The 18,734-nt window shown below is 62.4% G+C and carries 22 protein-coding genes; 16 read left to right on the top strand and 6 right to left on the bottom strand.

The window, feature by feature from the left end:
- On the top strand, window positions 1-594 hold the full coding sequence (locus tag AC04SH_RS33015; protein ID WP_488577912.1) for a hypothetical protein: 594 nt from the start codon (window positions 1-3) through the stop codon (window positions 592-594).
- Here AC04SH_RS33015 and AC04SH_RS33010 read toward each other — a convergent pair.
- Genes AC04SH_RS33010 through AC04SH_RS33000 form a run of 3 tightly spaced genes read right to left on the bottom strand, consistent with a single transcriptional unit; the run spans window position 573 to window position 2,840 of the window.
- On the bottom strand, window positions 573-983 hold the full coding sequence (locus tag AC04SH_RS33010) for a DUF2177 family protein (RefSeq protein ID WP_477345376.1): 411 nt from the start codon (window positions 981-983) through the stop codon (window positions 573-575). The genes AC04SH_RS33015 and AC04SH_RS33010 overlap by 22 nt on opposite strands.
- Window positions 980-2,452: a cryptochrome/photolyase family protein gene (locus AC04SH_RS33005; RefSeq protein ID WP_488577911.1), complete on the bottom strand. Its 1,473-nt coding sequence runs from the start codon at window positions 2,450-2,452 to the stop codon at window positions 980-982. The genes AC04SH_RS33010 and AC04SH_RS33005 overlap by 4 nt, the downstream gene beginning before the upstream one ends.
- Window positions 2,453-2,465: 13 nt before the next feature.
- Entirely contained in the window at window positions 2,466-2,840 is a 375-nt protein-coding gene (locus AC04SH_RS33000) for a DUF2147 domain-containing protein (protein WP_477345380.1), read from the bottom strand.
- A 253-nt stretch (window positions 2,841-3,093) separates the two neighbouring features.
- Between AC04SH_RS33000 and AC04SH_RS32995 the strand changes: the two genes are divergently transcribed.
- Entirely contained in the window at window positions 3,094-3,945 is an 852-nt protein-coding gene (locus tag AC04SH_RS32995) for a winged helix-turn-helix transcriptional regulator (RefSeq protein ID WP_488577910.1), read from the top strand.
- 73 nt (window positions 3,946-4,018) lie between these two features.
- On the opposite strand, the gene AC04SH_RS32990 is transcribed toward AC04SH_RS32995, so the two are convergent.
- From AC04SH_RS32990 to AC04SH_RS32980, 3 genes are read right to left on the bottom strand one after another with little or no spacing between them, the layout of a single operon-like run.
- Window positions 4,019-4,795, bottom strand: a complete 777-nt coding sequence (locus AC04SH_RS32990) for an amino acid ABC transporter ATP-binding protein (protein WP_488577909.1) — start codon at window positions 4,793-4,795, stop codon at window positions 4,019-4,021.
- Window positions 4,795-5,454 carry an ectoine/hydroxyectoine ABC transporter permease subunit EhuD gene (gene ehuD, locus AC04SH_RS32985; RefSeq protein ID WP_477345386.1) on the bottom strand — a complete coding sequence of 220 codons (660 nt, stop codon included), beginning with the start codon at window positions 5,452-5,454 and terminating at the stop codon, window positions 4,795-4,797. Before ehuD ends, AC04SH_RS32990 begins: the two co-directional genes overlap by 1 nt.
- Window positions 5,444-6,103, bottom strand: a complete 660-nt coding sequence (locus tag AC04SH_RS32980; protein WP_488577908.1) for an amino acid ABC transporter permease — start codon at window positions 6,101-6,103, stop codon at window positions 5,444-5,446. The genes ehuD and AC04SH_RS32980 overlap by 11 nt, the downstream gene beginning before the upstream one ends.
- A gap of 389 nt (window positions 6,104-6,492) precedes the next feature.
- Between AC04SH_RS32980 and trbB the strand changes: the two genes are divergently transcribed.
- The 14 genes from trbB to AC04SH_RS32910 all read left to right on the top strand — a co-directional run bounded on the left by trbB (window position 6,493) and on the right by AC04SH_RS32910 (window position 17,972).
- Window positions 6,493-7,476, top strand: a complete 984-nt coding sequence (trbB, locus tag AC04SH_RS32975) for a P-type conjugative transfer ATPase TrbB (RefSeq protein WP_488577907.1) — start codon at window positions 6,493-6,495, stop codon at window positions 7,474-7,476.
- Window positions 7,473-7,805 (top strand): TrbC/VirB2 family type IV secretion system protein, encoded by a 333-nt coding sequence (locus AC04SH_RS32970; RefSeq protein ID WP_488552461.1) that lies wholly within the window; start codon window positions 7,473-7,475, stop codon window positions 7,803-7,805. The genes trbB and AC04SH_RS32970 overlap by 4 nt, the downstream gene beginning before the upstream one ends.
- Window positions 7,805-8,086, top strand: coding sequence for a VirB3 family type IV secretion system protein (locus tag AC04SH_RS32965; RefSeq protein ID WP_112394163.1), 282 nt, complete (start codon window positions 7,805-7,807; stop codon window positions 8,084-8,086). The genes AC04SH_RS32970 and AC04SH_RS32965 overlap by 1 nt, the downstream gene beginning before the upstream one ends.
- A gap of 10 nt (window positions 8,087-8,096) precedes the next feature.
- On the top strand, window positions 8,097-10,547 hold the full coding sequence (trbE, locus tag AC04SH_RS32960) for a conjugal transfer protein TrbE (RefSeq protein ID WP_488577906.1): 2,451 nt from the start codon (window positions 8,097-8,099) through the stop codon (window positions 10,545-10,547).
- Window positions 10,544-11,302 (top strand): P-type conjugative transfer protein TrbJ, encoded by a 759-nt coding sequence (gene trbJ / locus AC04SH_RS32955; protein WP_488577905.1) that lies wholly within the window; start codon window positions 10,544-10,546, stop codon window positions 11,300-11,302. The genes trbE and trbJ overlap by 4 nt, the downstream gene beginning before the upstream one ends.
- A gap of 11 nt (window positions 11,303-11,313) precedes the next feature.
- Window positions 11,314-11,631 (top strand): putative entry exclusion protein TrbK-alt, encoded by a 318-nt coding sequence (trbK-alt, locus tag AC04SH_RS32950; RefSeq protein ID WP_488577904.1) that lies wholly within the window; start codon window positions 11,314-11,316, stop codon window positions 11,629-11,631.
- Window positions 11,632-11,633: 2 nt separating this feature from the next.
- Window positions 11,634-12,998: a P-type conjugative transfer protein TrbL gene (gene trbL / locus AC04SH_RS32945; RefSeq protein ID WP_488577903.1), complete on the top strand. Its 1,365-nt coding sequence runs from the start codon at window positions 11,634-11,636 to the stop codon at window positions 12,996-12,998.
- A 3-nt stretch (window positions 12,999-13,001) separates the two neighbouring features.
- Window positions 13,002-13,691, top strand: a complete 690-nt coding sequence (gene trbF / locus AC04SH_RS32940) for a conjugal transfer protein TrbF (RefSeq protein WP_477352688.1) — start codon at window positions 13,002-13,004, stop codon at window positions 13,689-13,691.
- Window positions 13,688-14,743: a P-type conjugative transfer protein TrbG gene (gene trbG / locus AC04SH_RS32935; protein WP_488577902.1), complete on the top strand. Its 1,056-nt coding sequence runs from the start codon at window positions 13,688-13,690 to the stop codon at window positions 14,741-14,743. Before trbF ends, trbG begins: the two co-directional genes overlap by 4 nt.
- Window positions 14,740-15,897 carry a TraB/TrbI/VirB10 family type IV secretion system protein gene (locus AC04SH_RS32930; RefSeq protein WP_488577901.1) on the top strand — a complete coding sequence of 386 codons (1,158 nt, stop codon included), beginning with the start codon at window positions 14,740-14,742 and terminating at the stop codon, window positions 15,895-15,897. Before trbG ends, AC04SH_RS32930 begins: the two co-directional genes overlap by 4 nt.
- 1 nt (window position 15,898) lies before the next feature.
- Window positions 15,899-16,123: a DUF2274 domain-containing protein gene (locus AC04SH_RS32925; RefSeq protein WP_477345409.1), complete on the top strand. Its 225-nt coding sequence runs from the start codon at window positions 15,899-15,901 to the stop codon at window positions 16,121-16,123.
- A gap of 761 nt (window positions 16,124-16,884) precedes the next feature.
- On the top strand, window positions 16,885-17,139 hold the full coding sequence (locus AC04SH_RS32920) for a hypothetical protein (RefSeq protein ID WP_488577900.1): 255 nt from the start codon (window positions 16,885-16,887) through the stop codon (window positions 17,137-17,139).
- Between the two features lie 263 nt (window positions 17,140-17,402).
- Entirely contained in the window at window positions 17,403-17,678 is a 276-nt protein-coding gene (locus tag AC04SH_RS32915; RefSeq protein ID WP_488577899.1) for a DUF982 domain-containing protein, read from the top strand.
- Window positions 17,679-17,693: 15 nt separating this feature from the next.
- Window positions 17,694-17,972: a DUF982 domain-containing protein gene (locus tag AC04SH_RS32910; RefSeq protein WP_488577898.1), complete on the top strand. Its 279-nt coding sequence runs from the start codon at window positions 17,694-17,696 to the stop codon at window positions 17,970-17,972.
- The last annotated feature ends 762 nt before the right edge of the window (window positions 17,973-18,734 follow it).

Genomic DNA, 18,734 nt, shown 5'->3' with positions numbered 1-18,734 from the left:
ATGCCGGCCTTCGCGCGCCTTTGGCGGCGGATCACCGCCTATGCCGCGCATGACGATCCGCTGACGGCCGCCGCTAACTGGATTGCGCTGGTTGTCGCCTGGAATCAGCCCTTCTACCCACTTTATCTATGGGCGGTGGTCGGCGCCGATAAGGTCGCGCCGTCATTTCTCACTTTTCTGTCGACGCCCTTCTTTATCGCCGTTCCGGCAGTCGCCAGGCAATATCCGCTCGCCGGGCGCCTCATGCTACCGCTGACAGGCATCGCCAATGGCATCCTCAGCACCAAGGCGTTCGGTATCGGGTCGGAGGTCGAGATATTCCTCATTCCTTGCGCTTTGATCGGCGCTGCCTTGTTCAGGCCTTCCGAACGGCCAATCGGGCTCGCTGTCATTGCGCTCTGCGCTGCAGCCTACTTCATACCTGAGCGCGTATTCGGTCAGCCACTGGCCGACTATAGCGCTGCCGACAATAGTGGCATGGTGGGGCTCAACGCCTTGAGCGCCGCGACATTGATCGTCTTTGTCGGTTTGCTTTTGTCGGGCGCCCTTGCAACGTCTGAGCGGCGACGACGTCAGTCGCCGCGCAGAAAGTAGCGGGTCAGCAGAAAGCCAACAACCGCCGCCACCGCGCTGAGCAGGGAACCCCAGCAGATATCGGCCACCGTGATGATTGTCGGCCAGCCGCGTACGGTCGCCTGGTTGGTAAGATCGTAGGTCGCGTAGGCGAAGAACCCATAGAGCGCGCCATAGGCCGCCGCGGTCGTCCATTTGCCGGTCGAGAAGGCGGGCGCCGTAGCAAAGACGATAATCCCCCCGATGTAGATGAGGTAAAACAGAGCGGCCGGCGCGAGATTGACGTCGTCCACCAATATGTCCGCGAGATAGCGCCGGTAGAGGCGCTGCGACATCGTGGTTAGCCAGACTGCGTCAATGGCAAGGAAGGCGACCAGGGTGGTTGCATAGGCGACCGTATATCGGATCATAAAGCTGTTTCCTTTGCACTCGATACCTTAGCCCTGTCTTTTATGGACTGATAAAGGTTCAATGCTCGGTCTCGTGCGGCGCCATGATCAATGATCGGATTTGGATAAGTCTTGCCGAGCTCTATTTCCGCGTGTGCTAGCAAGGCAGCTGGCGCCTCCCACGGCCGGTGAATGTAGCGGTCGGGCAAGCCAGCGATCTCCGGAACGTAGCGCCGCACATAGTCACCATGCGGGTCGAACTTTTCGCCCTGAAGGACAGGATTGAAGATTCGAAAGAAGGGTGCGGCATCTGCACCTGATCCGGCTATCCACTGCCAACTTGCGGGATTGTTCGCCGGGTCCGCGTCGACAAGAGTGTCCCAGAACCATCTCTCCCCTTCCCGCCAGTCAATCATCAGATCCTTGATAAGAAAGGAGGCGGTGATCATGCGCACGCGGTTGTGCATCCACCCAGTTCGCCAAAGTTCGCGCATGCCTGCATCTACGATCGGGTAACCCGTCATCCCGGTCTGCCAGGCCTTTGTCGCTCCGCGGTCGCGGCGCCACGTGAAGCCCTGGAATTCGGGGCGGAAGCTGTGCTCGTGCAGGTGAGGATTGTGAAATAGAAGATGATAGGAGAATTCTCGCCAGCCGATTTCCTTGCGGAATTGCGTCGCGCCAGCCTTGTCCGATCGCTGCAGTGCGGCGAATATTTGAACTGGCGTGACTTCGCCGAACGCTAAATGGGGTGAGAGGCGCGAGGTGCCCCGAATGGAGGGTATATCGCGTCGGTTTTCGTAGTCAGCCAAATCCTCATTGTTGAAGGCTTGCAGTCGTTGCCGAGCGCCGGCTTCGCCAGGGGTCCATCGATCTGCAAGCCCTTCCGCCCAATCAAGCGTTTTGGGAAGGAGGTCGAGTTCGTGCAGGGCCAGGCCGTCGAACTTACCCTCCCAGCCGTTGATTGATTTCGGGGCATCGATCGGATCGCGTAGGGCGCTCCCGTTATACAGTGCCTTCCAAAAAGGGGTGTAGACTTTGTAGTATCCGCCTGAGCCAGTCTTGAGCAGGGAGGGCTCGTGGAGCAGCGCGCCATCGAAGCTTTGCGCGATCAGCCCGGCTTCGCGAAGTTTCGTCTTCAGCGCCGAGTCTACTGCCGCTTCAGCCGGCTGGTAACGACGATTCCAGTACACACAATCCGCACCGCTCGCCGCAATGGCCGTGGCGACGACATCTCGTGTTCTGCCCCGAGCAAAAACAAGCTTCACGCCGGAAACTTCCAGGCTCTGGCTTAGCGCGACCAGCGAATGGTGTAACCACCAGCGGCTTGCTGCCCCCATCGGCCTAGTTCGCTGTATGTCTTCGTCAAGAATGAAGAGCGCCAGAACAGGTCCATTGCGGTCGGCCGCAGCCGCAAGGGCGGCGTTGTCGCTAACGCGGAGGTCACGTCGAAACAGTACAATGGTCGGCGCCGAACCTGACCTGCCATTCATTGTGTGGCCCGATTCACTTTGCCGGCGTCCAATTGGTATTTTTGCAGATCACTCCGCCGATGACACAGCCTCGCGTCGTCAACCCTTTGCCGGCAACCCGTAGGGTCATCGAAAATGTGAGCTTTCGCTTGGGGTCATAGGCGTTCCCCTTCAACGTGCTGCCGGAATTCGGCTTGAGCGTCATGATCAGCTTGTCGCCAACGTCTTCGCCTTTACTGGTATCCCTGATCCAGAGATTGGTTGCGCACAGTTTCTCTCCGCAAGGAGCAATCTTGACGCGCGCATTGCCGTCGTCCCTCAACCACACACCGCGCGCGTCGGATAGAACGTCGGCATGCGCTATTGCTGAAACAAGCGTGGCCACTGCGAATGCAGTTATCCCTTTCATCGGCAAGGTCTCCGTGCGCCCTATTGCATTCTACGTCGCGACGGTGTGCGCGGATCACTTGATCTGCGGAAGCGGCCAAACGCCCCGCCACAACGCATCAGGGCACAATTGGCAGGTCCGTTCACGTAGACATCCGCAATGACCGCTTCGGTATGGCGACGTCCAGCTCAGTTACCAATGATGTCCGCTTTCTGGCAACGGCGCAGCTGCCTTCAACGGCCGGGATGAGGCGCAAAGCTGCCGTCTACACTCGATGCATTCCCGCTTTATCCATAAGCACCCGAGACTCGGGCTGAGGCGCGACTCAGAAAGGTCGAAAAGATTCAAAGAAACCAAGGGATATTGTCATCGCGCCCATTTGCGCGCTAGTCAGCGCTATGATGTGTCGAACCCGGTTGATGGACTCATGAAGCCGCTGGTCCTGATCGCCTCGAAGGACCCGGATTTTTTCCTGGTTTTCGGGCACATACTTTCGGTAGCTGGCTTCGAGATTCGACTGATTACGGGAGACCGGGAAATCGCAAGCGCCATCGCGGCGACCACCCCGCTTGCCGTGGTCATGGACTGCCATCCAGGCGACCGTGAAGTGGTCAAGCAGCCCGGCTGGTTGAAGTCCGCCGCCGCAACCAAAGCGACGCCGGTCGCGGCCCTGGTTGCCCCGCGCTCCGGCAAGCTGCATCTCGATTTGATCAAGGCTGGAGTCGACGAGATATTTTCCCGGCCGTTCGCCCCGGAGCAGCTTCTGGCCTGGCTTCACGGCAAAGCGCGCCTTGCGAAGCTATCGCGCGAAACGGACTCGGGTGAGTTGGTGCAGGGCGATTTCCGGCTCGAGCGGCAGACTCACCGGACATTCTTCAAGCAAAACGAGATCCTGATGCCACCGATCGAGTTCAAGCTTTTGCGCAGCCTTTTGGCGCAGCCTGGCAAGGTCTTCAGCCGCGAGGAACTGGTCGCGACCGCCTGGCCTGAACATGCCGCCGCAACCGATGTGCGGGGCGTCGACGTCCATATAGCCAGGCTGCGCAAAAGGCTTCGGGCATCCGTGGGAAGCGATGTGGTCCGGACGGTCCGCTCGGCTGGCTACGCGTTCGCGCCGGACTGGTGACCTGCCCGGCGATTCCGGCAGTTGGCGCTCGTGCGCGCCCATTGCCGGCACGCCGGTCCACACGCATCTGCTATCAATGGCTCAGGATGGTATCCAGGAACAGCCGGGCGCGTGGGTGAGCGGCTGTTGAGAAAAAGTCTTTGGACGAGGCATGCTCGACAATGCGGCCTTCGTCCATGAAAACGATCTCATCCGCGACTTCGCGTGCGAAACCCATTTCATGGGTCACGCAGACCATGGTCACGCCGCTTCTCGCCAGCGCGATCATGACGTCCAGGACTTCCTTGATCATTTCCGGGTCGAGCGCCGAGGTGGGTTCGTCGAACAGCATGATGCGGGGATTGAGGCAAAGCGCGCGCGCGATCGCCACGCGTTGTTGTTGGCCGCCCGAGAGCTGGGCCGGGTAGGCCTGCGCCTTTTCGGGGATGTGCACCGCTGTCAGATGCTGCATGGCGATCTCTTCGGCCTCCCGTGCCGGTTTCAGGAGAACGCGGCGCAGCGCCAGCGTGCAGTTGGCGAGCACGGTGAGGTGCGGAAACAGGTTGAAGCTCTGAAACACCATGCCTGTCTGCCGGCGCGCCTTCGCGGTATCGCGGCCATCTTTGTCCAGAGTTGTCGCTTCGAACTGAATCGTTCCCCTTTGGAAGGGCTCGAGACCGTTGATGCAGCGGATCAAGGTTGACTTGCCGGAGCCGGACGGTCCGCAAACGACGATGCGTGCGCCCGCTCGTACGGAAAGATCGATGTTTTTCAAAACGTGGAGGGCGCCGAACCATTTGTTGAGGCCGTCGATCCGGACATGAGGGATGGATTGAACGGCTGGGACTGGAGGTGGGGCTTGAGCGAGCATCAGCGGCGTCCAGCTGCAAGCAGGCGCCGCTCGATGCGCTTCACCCCATAAGCAAGTATCAGCGCTAGCGCGAGAAACAGGATGCCGGCAACGGTCAGCGGCTCTGCGTATCGATAGGTTTCAGAAGCGATATCGAAGGCGCGTCCGAGCATTTCGGGCACGGCCAGGATTGCAAGATAGGGCGTCGCCTTGAGGATCGAAACAAGATAGTTGCCCAACGGTGCCGCGACGTTGCGCAACATCTGCGGCGCGATGACGAAAACGACCGTGTCGCGGCGGGTGAGCGACAAGGCTCTGGCCGCTTCGTGCTGGCCTTTTGGGATCGCGTCGATGCCCGCTTTGAACACCTCCGCCAGATAGCCGCTGTAGTACAGGCTCAGCCCCAGTATGCCGACTGTCATGGCGCCAAGCCGGATCCCGTAGAAGGGCAGGACGAAATAGAGGAAATAGAGCCAGGCCAGAACCGGCGTCGAGCGGATGAAGTCGATCAGGAAGCGGACGGCGAGGCCAGTCGCACCGGCGCCGCGGCGGATCATTTCGAAAGTGAAGCCAAGCGCCGAAGCGCCTAGACAACTCAACACCGTTGCGAGCAGGGTCGTTCCGATCGCCCCGATGATCGTCGGGACGGTCGATAGTGCGAAATCGAAGTTAAATCCCACGCGGCGTTCCTCTTTCAGGACTGACCCGCGCCTCGAGCCAGCGGCCTGCAAGCGCGATCGGATAACAGACGACGAAGAAGGCCAGCAGCAGCGCCGAATAGATCGCGACCGGGTCGTAGTCGGTCTGCGCGATTTCCTTGGCGCGGAAGGTCATGTCCGTCAGCGTGACCAACGAGACGAGGGAAGTCGCCTTGACGAGCTGGATAAGGTTGTTGACGAAGGTCGGGCTCATCGCGACCAGCGCCTGCGGCAGCTCGATCAGGAGCAGGATCGCCGGGCGCGAGAGGCCGAGCGCCATGCCCGCCTCGCGTTGGCCGGCGGGCAGAGACTGCAGCCCGGCGCGAACCGCCTGGCTGGCATAGCCGCCGGTGTTGAGACCGAGCACCAATGCACTGACGGTCAGCGCCGACAGAGTGACCCCCATCACCGGCAGCACGTAATAAAAGAAGAAGAGCAGGACGACGACCGCTGAGCTGCGCCAGAATTCGATCACGGCGGTAACCAGAAAGCGCGTCAAGCCGGTGGTCAGAAACTGCGCGACGCCGAAGACAAGCGCGAAGGGGATCGCAAAGACCAGGCCATAGGCCGTGACCTCTGCGGTGATACCCACCCCTTGCAGAATGCCCAGCCAGATCTCGAGCATGCTCACGGGGTGCCACCACTCTTCGTCGAGGCGGGCGGCGACGATGTCAGTATCGTTTCGGCGTGCCTGAGAAGGGCGGTTTTGCGCCGAGAAATCGCGCCCTCCGGACCGGACCTCATGACACCCTCCGCGCCGTGGAAAGAACGATGCCTGTAGGAGCAGGCCATCGGTTGTTCCCTCATAAACCCGGCGGGAGTCATGTGTCAATAAACATGTATATATTATTGCGAAAGTTCACATTATAGCGCGGCGGCCGCCGGCACCGCCGTTGGCCGGTAATTGCACGCTACGCTACGATGACGGCTGAAACCCGTTGAATTGGACCGCTTCAGGGCTCTTTTGATCGTCCTCGACCGGGCGTTGCTTGACGCGTTCCCGGCTCAAACGGGGACAGGATGGCTACATCGCACAACGATACCGAGGGACGCGCGCGCAGCTCGCGCATGCTGCGCACCGCGCTCGGACCCGCCATCGCCCGGTTTCTCGACGATCCCGCGATCGTTGAAATAATGCTGAACCCGGATGGCCGTATCTGGGTGGATCGGCTTTCGGAAGGTTTGGCCGATACAGGGGAAATGCTGGCGCCTGCCGCTGGCGAGCGGATTGTGCGCCTGGTCGCCCATCATGTCGGCGCCGAGGTCCATTCCCGTTCCCCGCGCGTCTCGGCCGAGTTGCCGCAGACCGGCGAGCGTTTCGAGGGCCTGTTGCCGCCTGTCGTCGCAGCACCCGCCTTCGCGATCCGCAAGCCCGCCGTCGCCGTGTTCACGCTCGATGACTACGTCGCGGCAGGCATAATGTCCGCCGGTCAGGCCGCGATATTGCGCGCCGCGGTTGCCGGTCGCGCGAACATCCTTGTCGCCGGCGGCACATCGACTGGCAAGACTACCCTCACCAACGCGCTGCTCGCCGAAGTGGCGAAAGGGATGGATCGGGTCGTCATCATCGAGGACACCCGCGAACTGCAGTGCGCCGCGCCCAACCTTGTCGCAATGCGCACCAAGGATGGCATCGCCACGCTGGCCGATCTGGTTCGCTCTTCGCTCCGCCTGCGGCCCGATCGCATTCCCGTCGGCGAGGTGCGTGGCTCCGAGGCCCTCGACCTGCTGAAGGCATGGGGAACCGGGCACCCCGGCGGCATCGGCACCCTTCATGCGGGCTCCGGCATCGGCGCCCTGCGCCGCCTTGAGCAGCTTATCCAGGAAGCCGTCGTCACTGTCCCGCGTGCGTTGATCGCCGACACGATCGGCCTCGTCGCCGTCCTGTCCGGACGTGGCACCGCGCGACGGCTTAGCGAACTCGTCCGGGTCGAGGGTCTCGGCCCTGACGGCGATTATCGCATTGCTGAAGCCACACCGACCAACCCAGGAGAAACCTCATGATCCGCCTCCTTGTACGCTGCCACCGCCGCCTGGCCACGGGGGCCACCGCCCTTGCCGTCAATCTCCTGGTCGCCTCGAGCGCCCACGCGTCAGGCTCCTCGATGCCGTGGGAACAGCCACTCGAAAAGATCCTGCAGTCCGTCGAGGGACCGGTCTCCAAGATCATTGCCGTCATCATCATCATCGTCACCGGCCTGACGCTGGCCTTCGGCGACAGTTCGGGCGGCTTCAGGCGGCTCATCCAGATCGTTTTTGGCCTTTCGATCGCCTTTGCGGCGTCGAGCTTCTTCCTGTCGTTCTTCTCGTTTGGCGGCGGAGCGTTGATCTGATGACAACCGCCCTTGAACAACTCGACGCGGTGCCGGGGTGGACGGTGCCCGTTCACCGGGCGCTGACGGAGCAGATCCTGCTCGGCGGCGCGCCGCGCGCAATCGCGATCTTGAATGGCACGCTGGCGGGCGCTGTCGGTCTTGGGCTGCGGCTGTGGCTGGTCGGTCTCCTCATCTGGGCAATCGGACATCTCACGGCGGTATGGGCCGCCAGGCGCGATCCGCTCTTTTTCGAAGTTGGGCGCCGACACCTGCGGCTCCCCGGACATCTTTCGGTTTGAGGGCGCCACCATGATGAGCCTTGCCGAATACCGCCGGACCGCTGCTCGCCTTGCCGACTATCTGCCTTGGGCAGCTCTCGTCGCGCCTGGCGTCGTGCTCAACAAGGATGGCAGTTTTCAGCGCACCGCGAGGTTTCGCGGCCCCGATCTCGACTCAGCCGTCGCGGCAGAGCTTGTTGCGGTGGCGTCGCGCATCAACAATGCCTTTCGTCGCCTCGGCTCGGGCTGGAGCGTCTTTGTCGAAGCGCAGCGGCACGAAGCCGCCTCCTATCCCGAGAGCCAGTTTCCCAATGCGGCCTCCAGCCTGCTCGATGCCGAGCGCAAAGCCGATTTCGACGAGGAGGGGGTTCATTTCGTATCGAGCTACTTTCTCACATTCCTGTTTTTGCCACCGCCCGAAGACGCCACGCGCGCCGAGGGGTGGCTTTATGAGGGTAGCGACCAGTCGGACGCGGATCCGGGCGAGATCGTGCGCGCCTTTGTCGACCGGACAGAGCGCGTGCTGTCCCTTCTCGATGGTTTCATGCCGGAATGCCATTGGCTCGATGACGGCGAAACGCTCACCTACCTGCATTCGACCATCTCGACCAAACGCCATCGGGTGCGCGTCCCCGAGACGCCGATCTATCTCGATGCGCTGTTGGCCGATGAACCGCTCGCCGGCGGGCTCGAGCCGCGACTTGGCGACAAGCATCTTCGCGTGCTCTCGATTGTCGGCTTCCCGACCGCCACGACACCCGGCCTGCTTGATGACCTCAATCGGCTGGCCTTCCCCTACCGCTGGTCGACCCGCGCGATCCTGCTCGACAAGGTCGACGCTGTCCGACTGTTAACCAGAATACGGCGGCAATGGTTCGCGAAGCGCAAGAGCATCGCCTCGATCCTCAAGGAGGTGATGACCAACGAAGCGTCAGCCCTCCTCGACACCGACGCCGCCAACAAGGCGGCCGACGCCGACACGGCGTTGCAGGAGCTCGGCGCCGACATGGCGGGCATGGCCTATGTCACCGCGACCGTCGCCATATGGGATTGCGACCCGCGCGTCGCCGACGAGAAATTACGGCTTGTCGAGAAGGTCATCCAGGGCCGCGACTTCACGGTGATTGCCGAGAGTGTCAACGCCGTCGACGCCTGGCTCGGTTCCTTGCCCGGGCACGCCTACGCCAATGTCCGTCAGCCGCCCATCTCAACGCTAAATCTCGCCCACATGATGCCCCTCTCCGCCGTGTGGGCGGGGCCGGAACGGGACGAGCATCTGGTCAGTGCTCCCTTGCTTTACGGCAAGACCGAAGGCTCGACCCCGTTCCGGTTGGTCCTTCATGTCGGCGATGTCGGTCATACGCTGGTCGTCGGCCCCACTGGCGCCGGCAAGTCGGTGCTGCTCGCGCTGATGGCGCTGCAGTTCTGCCGCTACCGCAACGCTCAAATATTCGCCTTCGATTTCGGCGGCTCTATCCGCGCCGCTGCGCTCGCCATGGGTGGCGACTGGCACGATCTCGGGGGGCACCTCACCGAAGGCGTGGACGCCTCCGTTTCGCTGCAGCCGCTCGCCCGGGTTCATGACACATACGAGCGCGCCTGGGCGGCTGACTGGATCGGCGCGCTCCTGACGCGCGAGGGCAACCAGATCACCCCGGACGCAAAGGAGCATATCTGGGCGGCGCTGACGTCGCTTGCCTCGGCTCCCGTCGAGGAGCGCACCATCACCGGGCTCAGCGTGCTCTTGCAAGCCAATGACCTGAAACAGGCATTGCGCCCGTACTGTGTCGGAGGCGCTCACGGCCGATTGCTCGACGCCGAGACCGAACACCTCGGCCAGGCATCCGTGCAGGCCTTCGAGATCGAAGGACTGGTGGGCACGCAAGCGGCGCCGGCTGTCCTGTCCTATCTGTTCCATCGAATCGGGCACCGGCTCGACGGGCGTCCGACGCTGCTTATCATCGACGAAGGCTGGCTCGCTCTCGATGACGAGGGGTTTGCCGGGCAGTTGCGCGAGTGGCTGAAGACGCTGCGCAAGAAGAACGCCAGCGTCGTCTTCGCCACCCAGTCGCTTGCCGATATCGACAATTCGGCCATCGCGCCGGCGATCATCGAAAGCTGTCCAACCCGGCTGCTGTTGCCCAATGAGCGCGCGGTTGAGCCGCAGATTACCGCCATCTATCGGCGCTTCGGCCTGAACGACCGCCAGATCGAAATCCTGGCGAGAGCGACACCCAAGCGCGATTACTACTGCCAGTCCCGTCGCGGCAACCGTCTCTTCGAGCTCGGCCTGTCCGAGGTCGGGCTGGCACTTTGCGCCGCGTCCTCGAAGAGCGATCAGGCCCTGATCGGCAGCATCATCGCCGAGCATGGCCGCCACGGCTTCCTGGCGGCCTGGCTGCGTGCCCGTGACGTCGGCTGGGCCGCCGACCTCATTCCCAACCTTACCCTTCCCGAACCTGAAAAGGATTCCCAACCATGACTGTTCGTCAAAGTCGACCACGCGCCCTTCTTATGGTCGCGGCGATGCTCGCCGCCCCGGTCGCCATCCCGCCGATGATGACTGCCCCAGCGTATGCCTTCATCGTGTTTGATCCATCGAACTATTCCCAGAATGTTCTGACGGCCGCGCGTTCGCTGCAGCAGATCACAAACCAGATCACCTCGCTTCAGAACCAGGCTCAGATGCTGATCAACCAGGCGCGTAACCTGACGAGCCTGCCTTTGTCCTCGCTGCAGCAACTGCAACAGTCGGTGCAACGCACGCAACAGCTTCTCGGGCAAGCACAAAACATCGCCTTCGACGTCCAGCAGGTCGACAAGGCCTTTCAGCAGCAATACGGCAGCGTGTCGCTCTCTGCATCCGACCAGGAGCTCGTCACGGAGGCGCGCTCGCGCTGGCAAAACACGGTAGGCAGCCTTCAGGACGCCATGCGGATCCAGGCGGGCGTCGTTGGAAACATCGAGACCAGCCGCGCACAGATGTCGGCGCTGGTCGGCGCCAGCCAATCGGCGACCGGAGCGCTGCAGGCGACGCAAGCTGGCAATCAGCTTCTTGCGCTCCAGGGCCAGCAGCTCGCGGACCTGACCGCTGTGGTCGCCGCCAACGGCCGCGCCCAGGCGCTGACTGAGGCCGAGCGTGCCGCCGCGGTCGATCAGGGCCGCGAGCAACGCCGCCGCTTCCTGGCGCCAGGCTCCGGCTACGAGGCCGGCTCGGTCCAGATGTTCAACCGCTGAGGCCGAAGGCCATGGACGGAAAAACGTTCGCTCGCACGGTGGCTGTCATCTTTGTCGCTGCCGCCGTCACGGCAGCCGCGCTCGGTATGAGCCGGAACGAGAACAAGCCGGCGGGCGAGGGCGCTGACACAACCGCAGGCTTGATGCCGAACCCGCTTCGCGAAGGTCTGCGCCGCTGCCAGGTCCTCGGCGAGGCTGCCCTGCGTGACGATGGATGTGCGCGGCTGTGGGCCGAACAGCGCGATCGCTTCCTCGGTCTCAAAGAGCCATCGGGGCGTTCGATAGGCGAGCCGGACGCGCCAGATGCGGCCCTGCACGAGGCCCGATAAATATGGGCAATACCGGTGTCATCGACCAATTCCTGGCCACTTTCACCCGCTACATCGACAGCGGTTTCGGCCTGCTCGGCGGCGAGGTCGCCTTTGTCGCCACCACGCTGATCGTCATCGACGTGACGCTCGCCGCGCTCTTCTGGAGCTGGGGCGCTGATGACGACATCCTTGCGCGGCTTGTCAAGAAGACGCTCTTCGTCGGTGTCTTCGCCTATCTGATATCCAACTGGAACGGTCTCGCCCAAATCGTGTTCGAGAGTTTCTCCGGTCTTGGTCTCAAGGCGAGTGGAACCGGCTTCTCGGCACAGGACCTGCTGCACCCCGGCAAGGTGGCGCAAACCGGTCTCGATGCGGGACGACCATTGCTTGACGCGATCTCCGGTTTGATGGGCTACGTCTCCTTTTTTGAAAACTTCATCCAGATTGCTTGCCTGCTCTTTGCCTGGGCGCTCGTCCTGCTCGCCTTCTTCATCTTGGCGGTCCAGCTCTTTGTGACGCTGATCGAGTTCAAGCTGGCGACGCTGGCGGGCTTCGTGCTGATCCCCTTCGGTCTCTTCGGCAAGACTGCCTTCATGGCCGAGCGCGTGCTCGGCAACGTCATCTCGTCCGGCATCAAGGTTCTGGTGCTTGCCGTCGTCATCGGCATCGGATCGACGCTCTTCGGCGAATTCACCCAAGGCTTCGGCGGCGAGAGCCCCACCATCGACCAGGCCATGGCGATCGTGCTGGCGGCGCTGTCGCTGCTTGGCCTCGGCATCTTCGGTCCTGGCATCGCCAACGGCCTCGTCGCGGGTGGACCGCAGCTTGGCGCAGGTGCGGCCGTCGGCACTGGCCTTGCCGCGGGCGGCATGGCGGTTGCGGGCCATGGCGCAACCGGCCTGGCGGGGCGAGGTGGGACAGCCGCATTCTCGGGAGCGGTGTCAGCCGCGCGTGGCGGCACGTCACTCGCTGGCGGTGCCTCGGCCGCTTATACGCTTGGCGCCGAGGGCCAATCTGGCGCGGCAGGCATCGCCTCCGGCTTGGGCGGCATTGCGCGCGCCGGCGCCGCGACAGCCTCCTCCCCCCTCAAGCGTGCTGCCGCAAACACCGGTCAGTCGCTTAAGTCCAGCTTCGCCTCCGGCGCCAGTTCGGCGACTGAAATCACCGGCGGTTCGTCGACCATGGGAACGATCGGCGGCGCCGCGTTGTCAGCCGCGGCGTCAGGCGCGGGCAAGCCATCCGGCACTCACGGGCAGCCGGAATGGGCCAGACGCTTGCAACGCTCTCAACGCCTCTCTCATGGCGCCCAGGCCGCCGCCCACGCGGTACGCGCCGGCGACAGCCATGGCGGCGGAGCTTCGATTTCTCTTTCTGAAGGCAAATGATCCATGAATATCTTTAGGCGACCCGTGGTCCACTACGGCAAGACCCCTCGACCGGAAACCCCCTATCAAAAGGCGGAGCAGATCTGGGATGAACGCATCGGCTCTGCTCGCGTGCAGGCCCGCAACTGGCGCGCCATGGCGTTCGGGTCGCTCATCTTGTCGGCAGGCCTTTCCACTTCACTGGTCTGGCAATTGGGCCGCGGCACTGTCGTGCCCTGGGTCGTGCAGGTCGATAGGATGGGCCAGGTTCAAGCGACCGCGCCCGCGATCGCAGATTATAAGCCGACTGATCCTCAGATAGCGTGGCATCTCGCCCGCTTTGTCGAACAGGTGCGCTCCATCCCCGCCGATCCGATCATCCTGCGCCAGGACTGGCTGCGCGCCTATGATTGGACCACCGATCAGGGCGCTGCGGCGCTCAACGACTACGCCCGCGCCAACGACCCTTTCTCCAGGGTCGGCAAGCAGCAGGTCGCGGTGGACATTTCTTCGGTCATCAGGGCTTCACCCGGCTCCTTTCGTGTCGCCTGGATCGAGCACCACTACGAAAACGGCCAGCTTTCCGGCACCGAGCGCTGGACCGCGATCCTGACGATCGTGACACAGATGCCAAACGACGCCGAACGTCTTCGCGCCAATCCGCTCGGCATCTACGTCAACGCCATCAACTGGTCCCGGGAGATGAGCCAATGAACCTGCCATTGTGTGTCATCGCCACTCCGGCTTTGGCAAGGTCGGCGTTTGCCTTGGTGTTGCTATCGGGCTCCATACTTGCCGGTTGCGCCACACCGCAGAAACCGCCTCAGATCTCCTATGATGCCTACGTGCCGCCTTTGCCCGCCGCTCCGGTAGCCGCGCTCGATGAAAGGCCAAAGCCGCTGCACGTTCCACCAGGGTGGGTCCCGGCCCGCGGCGGTGTCGCCGGCAGCACGCCGGAGGCGCGCGTCGAGAACGCCAACGCGGCGGCGCGAGTCCAGCCGCGTCGTGAGGGCTATTACAACGCCATTCAGATTTATCCTTGGAGCGAAGGAGCCCTTTATCAGGTCTATGCGGCTCCAGGACAGATAACGGACATCGCGCTTGAGCCTGGCGAAAGCCTGACCGGCGAAGGTCCGATCGCGGCGGGCGATACCGCGCGCTGGATCATCGGGGACACCGAAAGCGGAGCGGGCGTCACCAGGCGCGTCCATGTGTTGGTCAAGCCTTCGCGCTCGGACATCAACACCAATCTCGTCATCACCACCGACCGGCGCAGCTACATGATCGAGCTGCAATCGGGCGAGAAGCGGTACATGCCCGCCGTGGCATGGGCCTATCCCGCGCCGTCGGCCGGACAAGTGCGTGCGATCCCCGCGACACCGGTGCTTCCAGCCATCACCGCACGCAACCACCGCTATGGTCTCACCGGCGACGCGCCCCCCTGGAGGCCCGTCGGCGTTTATGACGACGGCAGGCGGGTCTATGTCGAGTTTCCACGCGGGATCGTGCAAGGCGAGATGCCGCCCATCTTCGTCATCGGCCCGGACGGCGAGGCCGAGATTGCCAACAGTCGCGTCTACCAGAACACCCTGATCGTCGACCGTCTCTTTGGCGCGGCGGAATTGCGGCTTGGCAATGGCAAGCGGCAACAGACCGTCAGGATCGTTCGCACCGATGCCACGAGGAGAGGTCCGTGGATGTCAGGCACCAACGCGGCGCCGAATGCAAGGAACGGATTTCGTCAAAGGGGAGGGGAGCAATCATGAACGAGAACGAAATCCCGGCTGCCCCCATGCAGCTTCGCGCCGATCCGCCGCGCGTCACGCGCCTGTCCCGCAAGGTGCTCGCCGGCATTGGCTTAGGTGCATCGCTTGGCGTCGGCGGTGCGCTGATCTACGCGCTTCAAACGAGTGAAACCGGCCGGCATGGCGACGAGCTGTACTCAACGTCCAACAGGCAGCCCGCCGACGGACTGGCCAGCCTGCCACGCGACTACACCGGTCCTGTTCTTGGGCCGCCGCTGCCAGGCGATCTTGGGCGGCCGATGCTTGACGCACAGCACAAGGGGCAGCCCGTCGTGCCGCCGACAATCGCGACACCCATGGTCGATGAGGCCGAACAACGCCGGCGGGCCGAAGAGGAGGCGGCCCGAATCTCGCGTGTCTTCTTCCAGACAGGGCAGTTAACTGGCGTAATGGCCGCAACCCAGCCCGGAGGAACCTCCCCGCCGAACCTTCGCGGCCCCGACCTTACCGGTCAGATCGGCCAGTCCACCACGCAAGACCGTCAACTCGACTTTCTGAATGCGGCCACTGATCGGCGCACCGTGGCGCCGGATCGCGTCACGCCGCCGGTATCGCCCTATGTGCTTCAGGCAGGGGCTGTCATCCCGGCGGCGCTCATAACCGGTATCCGTTCCGATCTGCCCGGTCAGATCACCGCTCAGGTCACCGAAAATGTCTATGACAGTCCGACGGGTCGTTCGTTGCTGATCCCGCAAGGCACGCGCGTCATTGGCCAATACGACAACGGGGTCGGATTCGGCCAGCGGCGCGTACTGCTTGTCTGGAGCAGGCTCGTCTTCCCCAACGGCCGTTCCATTGTTCTCGAACGCCAGCCTGGCGCTGACGCTCAAGGCTATGCCGGCCTTGAGGACGGCGTCGACTACCATTGGGCCGAGCTGTTCAAGGCCGCGGCACTCACCACTATCCTTAGCGTCGGCGCGGAGGCCGGCTCGTCTGGACAGGAAAGTGACATCGTGCGCGCCTTGCGCGGCGGCGCCTCCGACAGCCTCAGCCAAGTGGGCCAGCAGATCGTCCAGCGCCAGCTCAACATCGCACCCACGCTGACGATACGGCCAGGCTTTGCCGTGCGCGTCATCGTCACGCGCGATCTCGTGCTCGAACCCTATGGAGGCTGAAATGGCCAAGTTGAAACTCGGTCCGATCGCAGACGATAAGCCAGTCAAAGTCACAGTGGAGGTGCCGGCGCGGTTGCACCGCGACCTGTCCAGATATGCCGAGATCCTAGGGCGAGACTCAGGTCAGCCATCAGCCGATCCCGTGCGGCTGATTGTGCCGATGTTGGAACGCTTCATCGCGACGGATCGCGGCTTTACCAGGGCCAAGCAGGAGCGAAAGCCTTGAGGGCGCGGGCGTCATCGCCAAGCGGCGAATGCTCGTGAACGACTGTTACCAAGCCACGGTCGTCTAGTCTGAGGATTTGCCTTTTCCAGGTTAGGAATGCAAGGCCGGCCCCTAGCAACTGGCGATCGCAATCCTCTTCCCAGCTCGCACCGGAGTCCCGAGCACGGCGTGCGCGGCTTGGACCTGTTCGAGTGTCGACAGTATGTCGGAAGGGTATGTCAATGTGGAGTCGGCATTAGCCATTACTCGAACCCCCAAAAATCACCCGCGTCGTTCAGGTCGACCGTCGGATTTCTTTCTCGCTGCCGTCGCATTTTGGCCCGTCGGAGCTTCGCTTTTCGCGTCCTTGGAGTGGGCTGCCAAGGCGGGGCCAGCGCCAGTAGCCTTACGCATATCACCGCCGCCATGCTTTTCCGGTTGCACCTTTTTACTAACCAGGCCTGAAAAAAGTCTGCCGAAGAATCCCATTCTTTTTCCCTGCTAAGCGCTTCATCCTCAGCTGATACAAATTTGTGTGCGGGTGATTTGTTCCCTCACCAATCAAGTTGTGTGTTTCAGCCGCATGATCCCTACCGGGGGCGAAGCGGTTCAGTGGGGGGACGCGGCCTGAGTGCCATTCGCCCGGCGGCACTTTCCGACCTCTCAATATCCGTCGCGAGTGGTGACGGGCCTGCCTTGGTCGGAGAACCGTTTTCAATGAGGCTGTGGAACGTCCTGAAGAGATCGACGTTGGGCGATGATCCGGTTGAGGACACGTCGGCATGGTAATGTTCAACGACAGGAAGGTTCAGCGGATAGTCGAAAACGGATTGCTTTCGACTGACGAAAAGATCGAGCAGCTGCGCGCAACGAACGCTTTCCTTTCTGGAGAGCAATCCCGCTGGCTGTTCGTTTCGGCCGCGAGGGGTATGGTTGCCGAGCTTTTCTCGACGTCGAGAGAGAGAAGTGACGGCAATTCATTCCTGTTTTCCGGCAGCGTGGCTGACTTACCCAAAGGGCGAAGCCGCCCAGTTTAAATGTTCCGGTAATCCGATCAGAGGCAGCCGGCAAAACAGTGAGAGCCCGGAAAATGTGCAAGGATAGGGCCGATCGCAACTACATTTGTTAAGCCGTCACGGTCTGATGATCCGTGCGCATCGTTGAACGGCTCGAGGGCAGGTCGCCTGCAACCCGAGGGCGTTTTGCAAAGTGCTGCGACAGCCAGAAAGCCGCTCACGCACTGTCTTGAAGACCCACAAACCCGGCCCCATATCCTCCGCAGGCTGGGTGATCCCGCCCTGTGTTTGTGAAGAGTGGCGACAGCCTCGTGCAGGAAATCGCCTGTCTTGAGGATGCGCTGGGGTTCCTTTACGAATGGCCCAAAGACAGGCGCGGGCCCGTGTATGAAACAGCGTTGCGCGCGTGCCGACGTGCCTTTGACAGCGACTACCCGCTGACCGCGGCCCAGGGGGCATTTCAAGGATTTGCAAAAGTAGCCAGAATTCTGGAGGACCTTCCGGCCACGCCGCCCTGGATGACGGGCACCAATGGCCGGAATGGTGGACTTACGGCCTAAAGGGAGGATTTCGCCATGCTCTCCAGGCCTTTCGAAACTCCAGTCCGCGTTTGGGTCGGAATGGGCTTTCCGCGCCAGCTGAACACAGTCGTCGACGCTAATCAGTTCGCCACCGAATGGTGTGGGAACAGTCCCGAACAGCGGGCCGCGATCCGTGCCTGCAAGGCGGCCCTGATGGGCGACATCGAAACGGCACGAGGCGTGTTCGTCGCGTTCGCGCGCAAAAAGGATATTCTCATCGAGGAAGGCGACATGCCTCCTGCAATTACAATGGCTCGGCCGAACCACGTCTGAACACTAAAGGCGGCGGCGCCGTCCGCCGCCGGATGCGCGGAGTCGATGAGACAAGCAGGACCTGCCGCACCCGGGCTGCCGGCAAGCCCTTACACCGGTGCCGTTCAGCGCGAGGTCGAGGCATACATTCTGTTACACCGGTTCCAGCAAGCATCGTCGGGAGATCTTTTTGCTCGAGACACGCGTCGGTCCGGGGGAGCAATAGGATGCTCATGAGTTTGGTGTGTTGTTGATGGAAGCGCCAGAGCGCTACCGCCTTTCCTCGGCAGGCGTCAGGTCGAACAGCCCGGCAAGCAGCGTCGGTGACGGCACGGTGACGCTGGCGCTCACTGCTATCAAAGCAACCATTATGTCTGCCCCCGAAAAAATCTCGTGCGCGGCGCGGCGCAGCGGCAGCAGAAGAATTCCTGAGGGCTAGGCTTGCCAGCTCATTTGGCCGGCATTGCCCGGCCATCGGATCGCCCCTTCGCTTCGATCTGAGTTTTAACCTGTCGGGCCGGCAGCACCCGCCTTGCAAGGCCGAGTGCTGCCCCGCAACTGACGGTTTTGGGTCGCGCCTCGTTACGGCTCTCTGCCGCCCTTGCGAAGAGCTGGGAACACCCGGTTTCGACCAAACTTCACGAAAGGCATCCAATAACGCGTTGAAACGTTGAGACTGACGTCAGCGGGCAATCAACCGGATTCGCCACCGGCTGGCGCAATCTCGGAGATCAATAAAAATGGATATCCCCAAGGGAGCGACCGTAGCCGTAGCTGATGGCG

This window comes from Mesorhizobium sp. CNPSo 4688 (assembly GCF_057784295.1).
Note: the sequence above shows the minus strand (reverse complement) of the source record. Positions and strands in the feature narration are given on the sequence as shown.

Excerpts from the sequence above, each read along its gene's own strand:
- AC04SH_RS33015 (WP_488577912.1), top strand. The coding sequence starts at position 1 with ATGCCGGCCTTCGCGCGCCTTTGGCGGCGGATCACCGCCTATGCCGCG.
- AC04SH_RS33010 (WP_477345376.1), bottom strand. The coding sequence starts at position 983 with ATGATCCGATATACGGTCGCCTATGCAACCACCCTGGTCGCCTTCCTT.
- AC04SH_RS33005 (WP_488577911.1), bottom strand. The coding sequence starts at position 2,452 with ATGAATGGCAGGTCAGGTTCGGCGCCGACCATTGTACTGTTTCGACGT.
- AC04SH_RS33000 (WP_477345380.1), bottom strand. The coding sequence starts at position 2,840 with ATGAAAGGGATAACTGCATTCGCAGTGGCCACGCTTGTTTCAGCAATA.
- AC04SH_RS32995 (WP_488577910.1), top strand. The coding sequence starts at position 3,094 with ATGCATTCCCGCTTTATCCATAAGCACCCGAGACTCGGGCTGAGGCGC.
- AC04SH_RS32990 (WP_488577909.1), bottom strand. The coding sequence starts at position 4,795 with ATGCTCGCTCAAGCCCCACCTCCAGTCCCAGCCGTTCAATCCATCCCT.
- trbB (WP_488577907.1), top strand. The coding sequence starts at position 6,493 with ATGGCTACATCGCACAACGATACCGAGGGACGCGCGCGCAGCTCGCGC.
- AC04SH_RS32970 (WP_488552461.1), top strand. The coding sequence starts at position 7,473 with ATGATCCGCCTCCTTGTACGCTGCCACCGCCGCCTGGCCACGGGGGCC.
- AC04SH_RS32965 (WP_112394163.1), top strand. The coding sequence starts at position 7,805 with ATGACAACCGCCCTTGAACAACTCGACGCGGTGCCGGGGTGGACGGTG.
- trbE (WP_488577906.1), top strand. The coding sequence starts at position 8,097 with ATGATGAGCCTTGCCGAATACCGCCGGACCGCTGCTCGCCTTGCCGAC.
- trbJ (WP_488577905.1), top strand. The coding sequence starts at position 10,544 with ATGACTGTTCGTCAAAGTCGACCACGCGCCCTTCTTATGGTCGCGGCG.
- trbK-alt (WP_488577904.1), top strand. The coding sequence starts at position 11,314 with ATGGACGGAAAAACGTTCGCTCGCACGGTGGCTGTCATCTTTGTCGCT.
- trbL (WP_488577903.1), top strand. The coding sequence starts at position 11,634 with ATGGGCAATACCGGTGTCATCGACCAATTCCTGGCCACTTTCACCCGC.
- trbF (WP_477352688.1), top strand. The coding sequence starts at position 13,002 with ATGAATATCTTTAGGCGACCCGTGGTCCACTACGGCAAGACCCCTCGA.
- trbG (WP_488577902.1), top strand. The coding sequence starts at position 13,688 with ATGAACCTGCCATTGTGTGTCATCGCCACTCCGGCTTTGGCAAGGTCG.
- AC04SH_RS32930 (WP_488577901.1), top strand. The coding sequence starts at position 14,740 with ATGAACGAGAACGAAATCCCGGCTGCCCCCATGCAGCTTCGCGCCGAT.
- AC04SH_RS32925 (WP_477345409.1), top strand. The coding sequence starts at position 15,899 with ATGGCCAAGTTGAAACTCGGTCCGATCGCAGACGATAAGCCAGTCAAA.
- AC04SH_RS32920 (WP_488577900.1), top strand. The coding sequence starts at position 16,885 with ATGGTAATGTTCAACGACAGGAAGGTTCAGCGGATAGTCGAAAACGGA.
- AC04SH_RS32910 (WP_488577898.1), top strand. The coding sequence starts at position 17,694 with ATGCTCTCCAGGCCTTTCGAAACTCCAGTCCGCGTTTGGGTCGGAATG.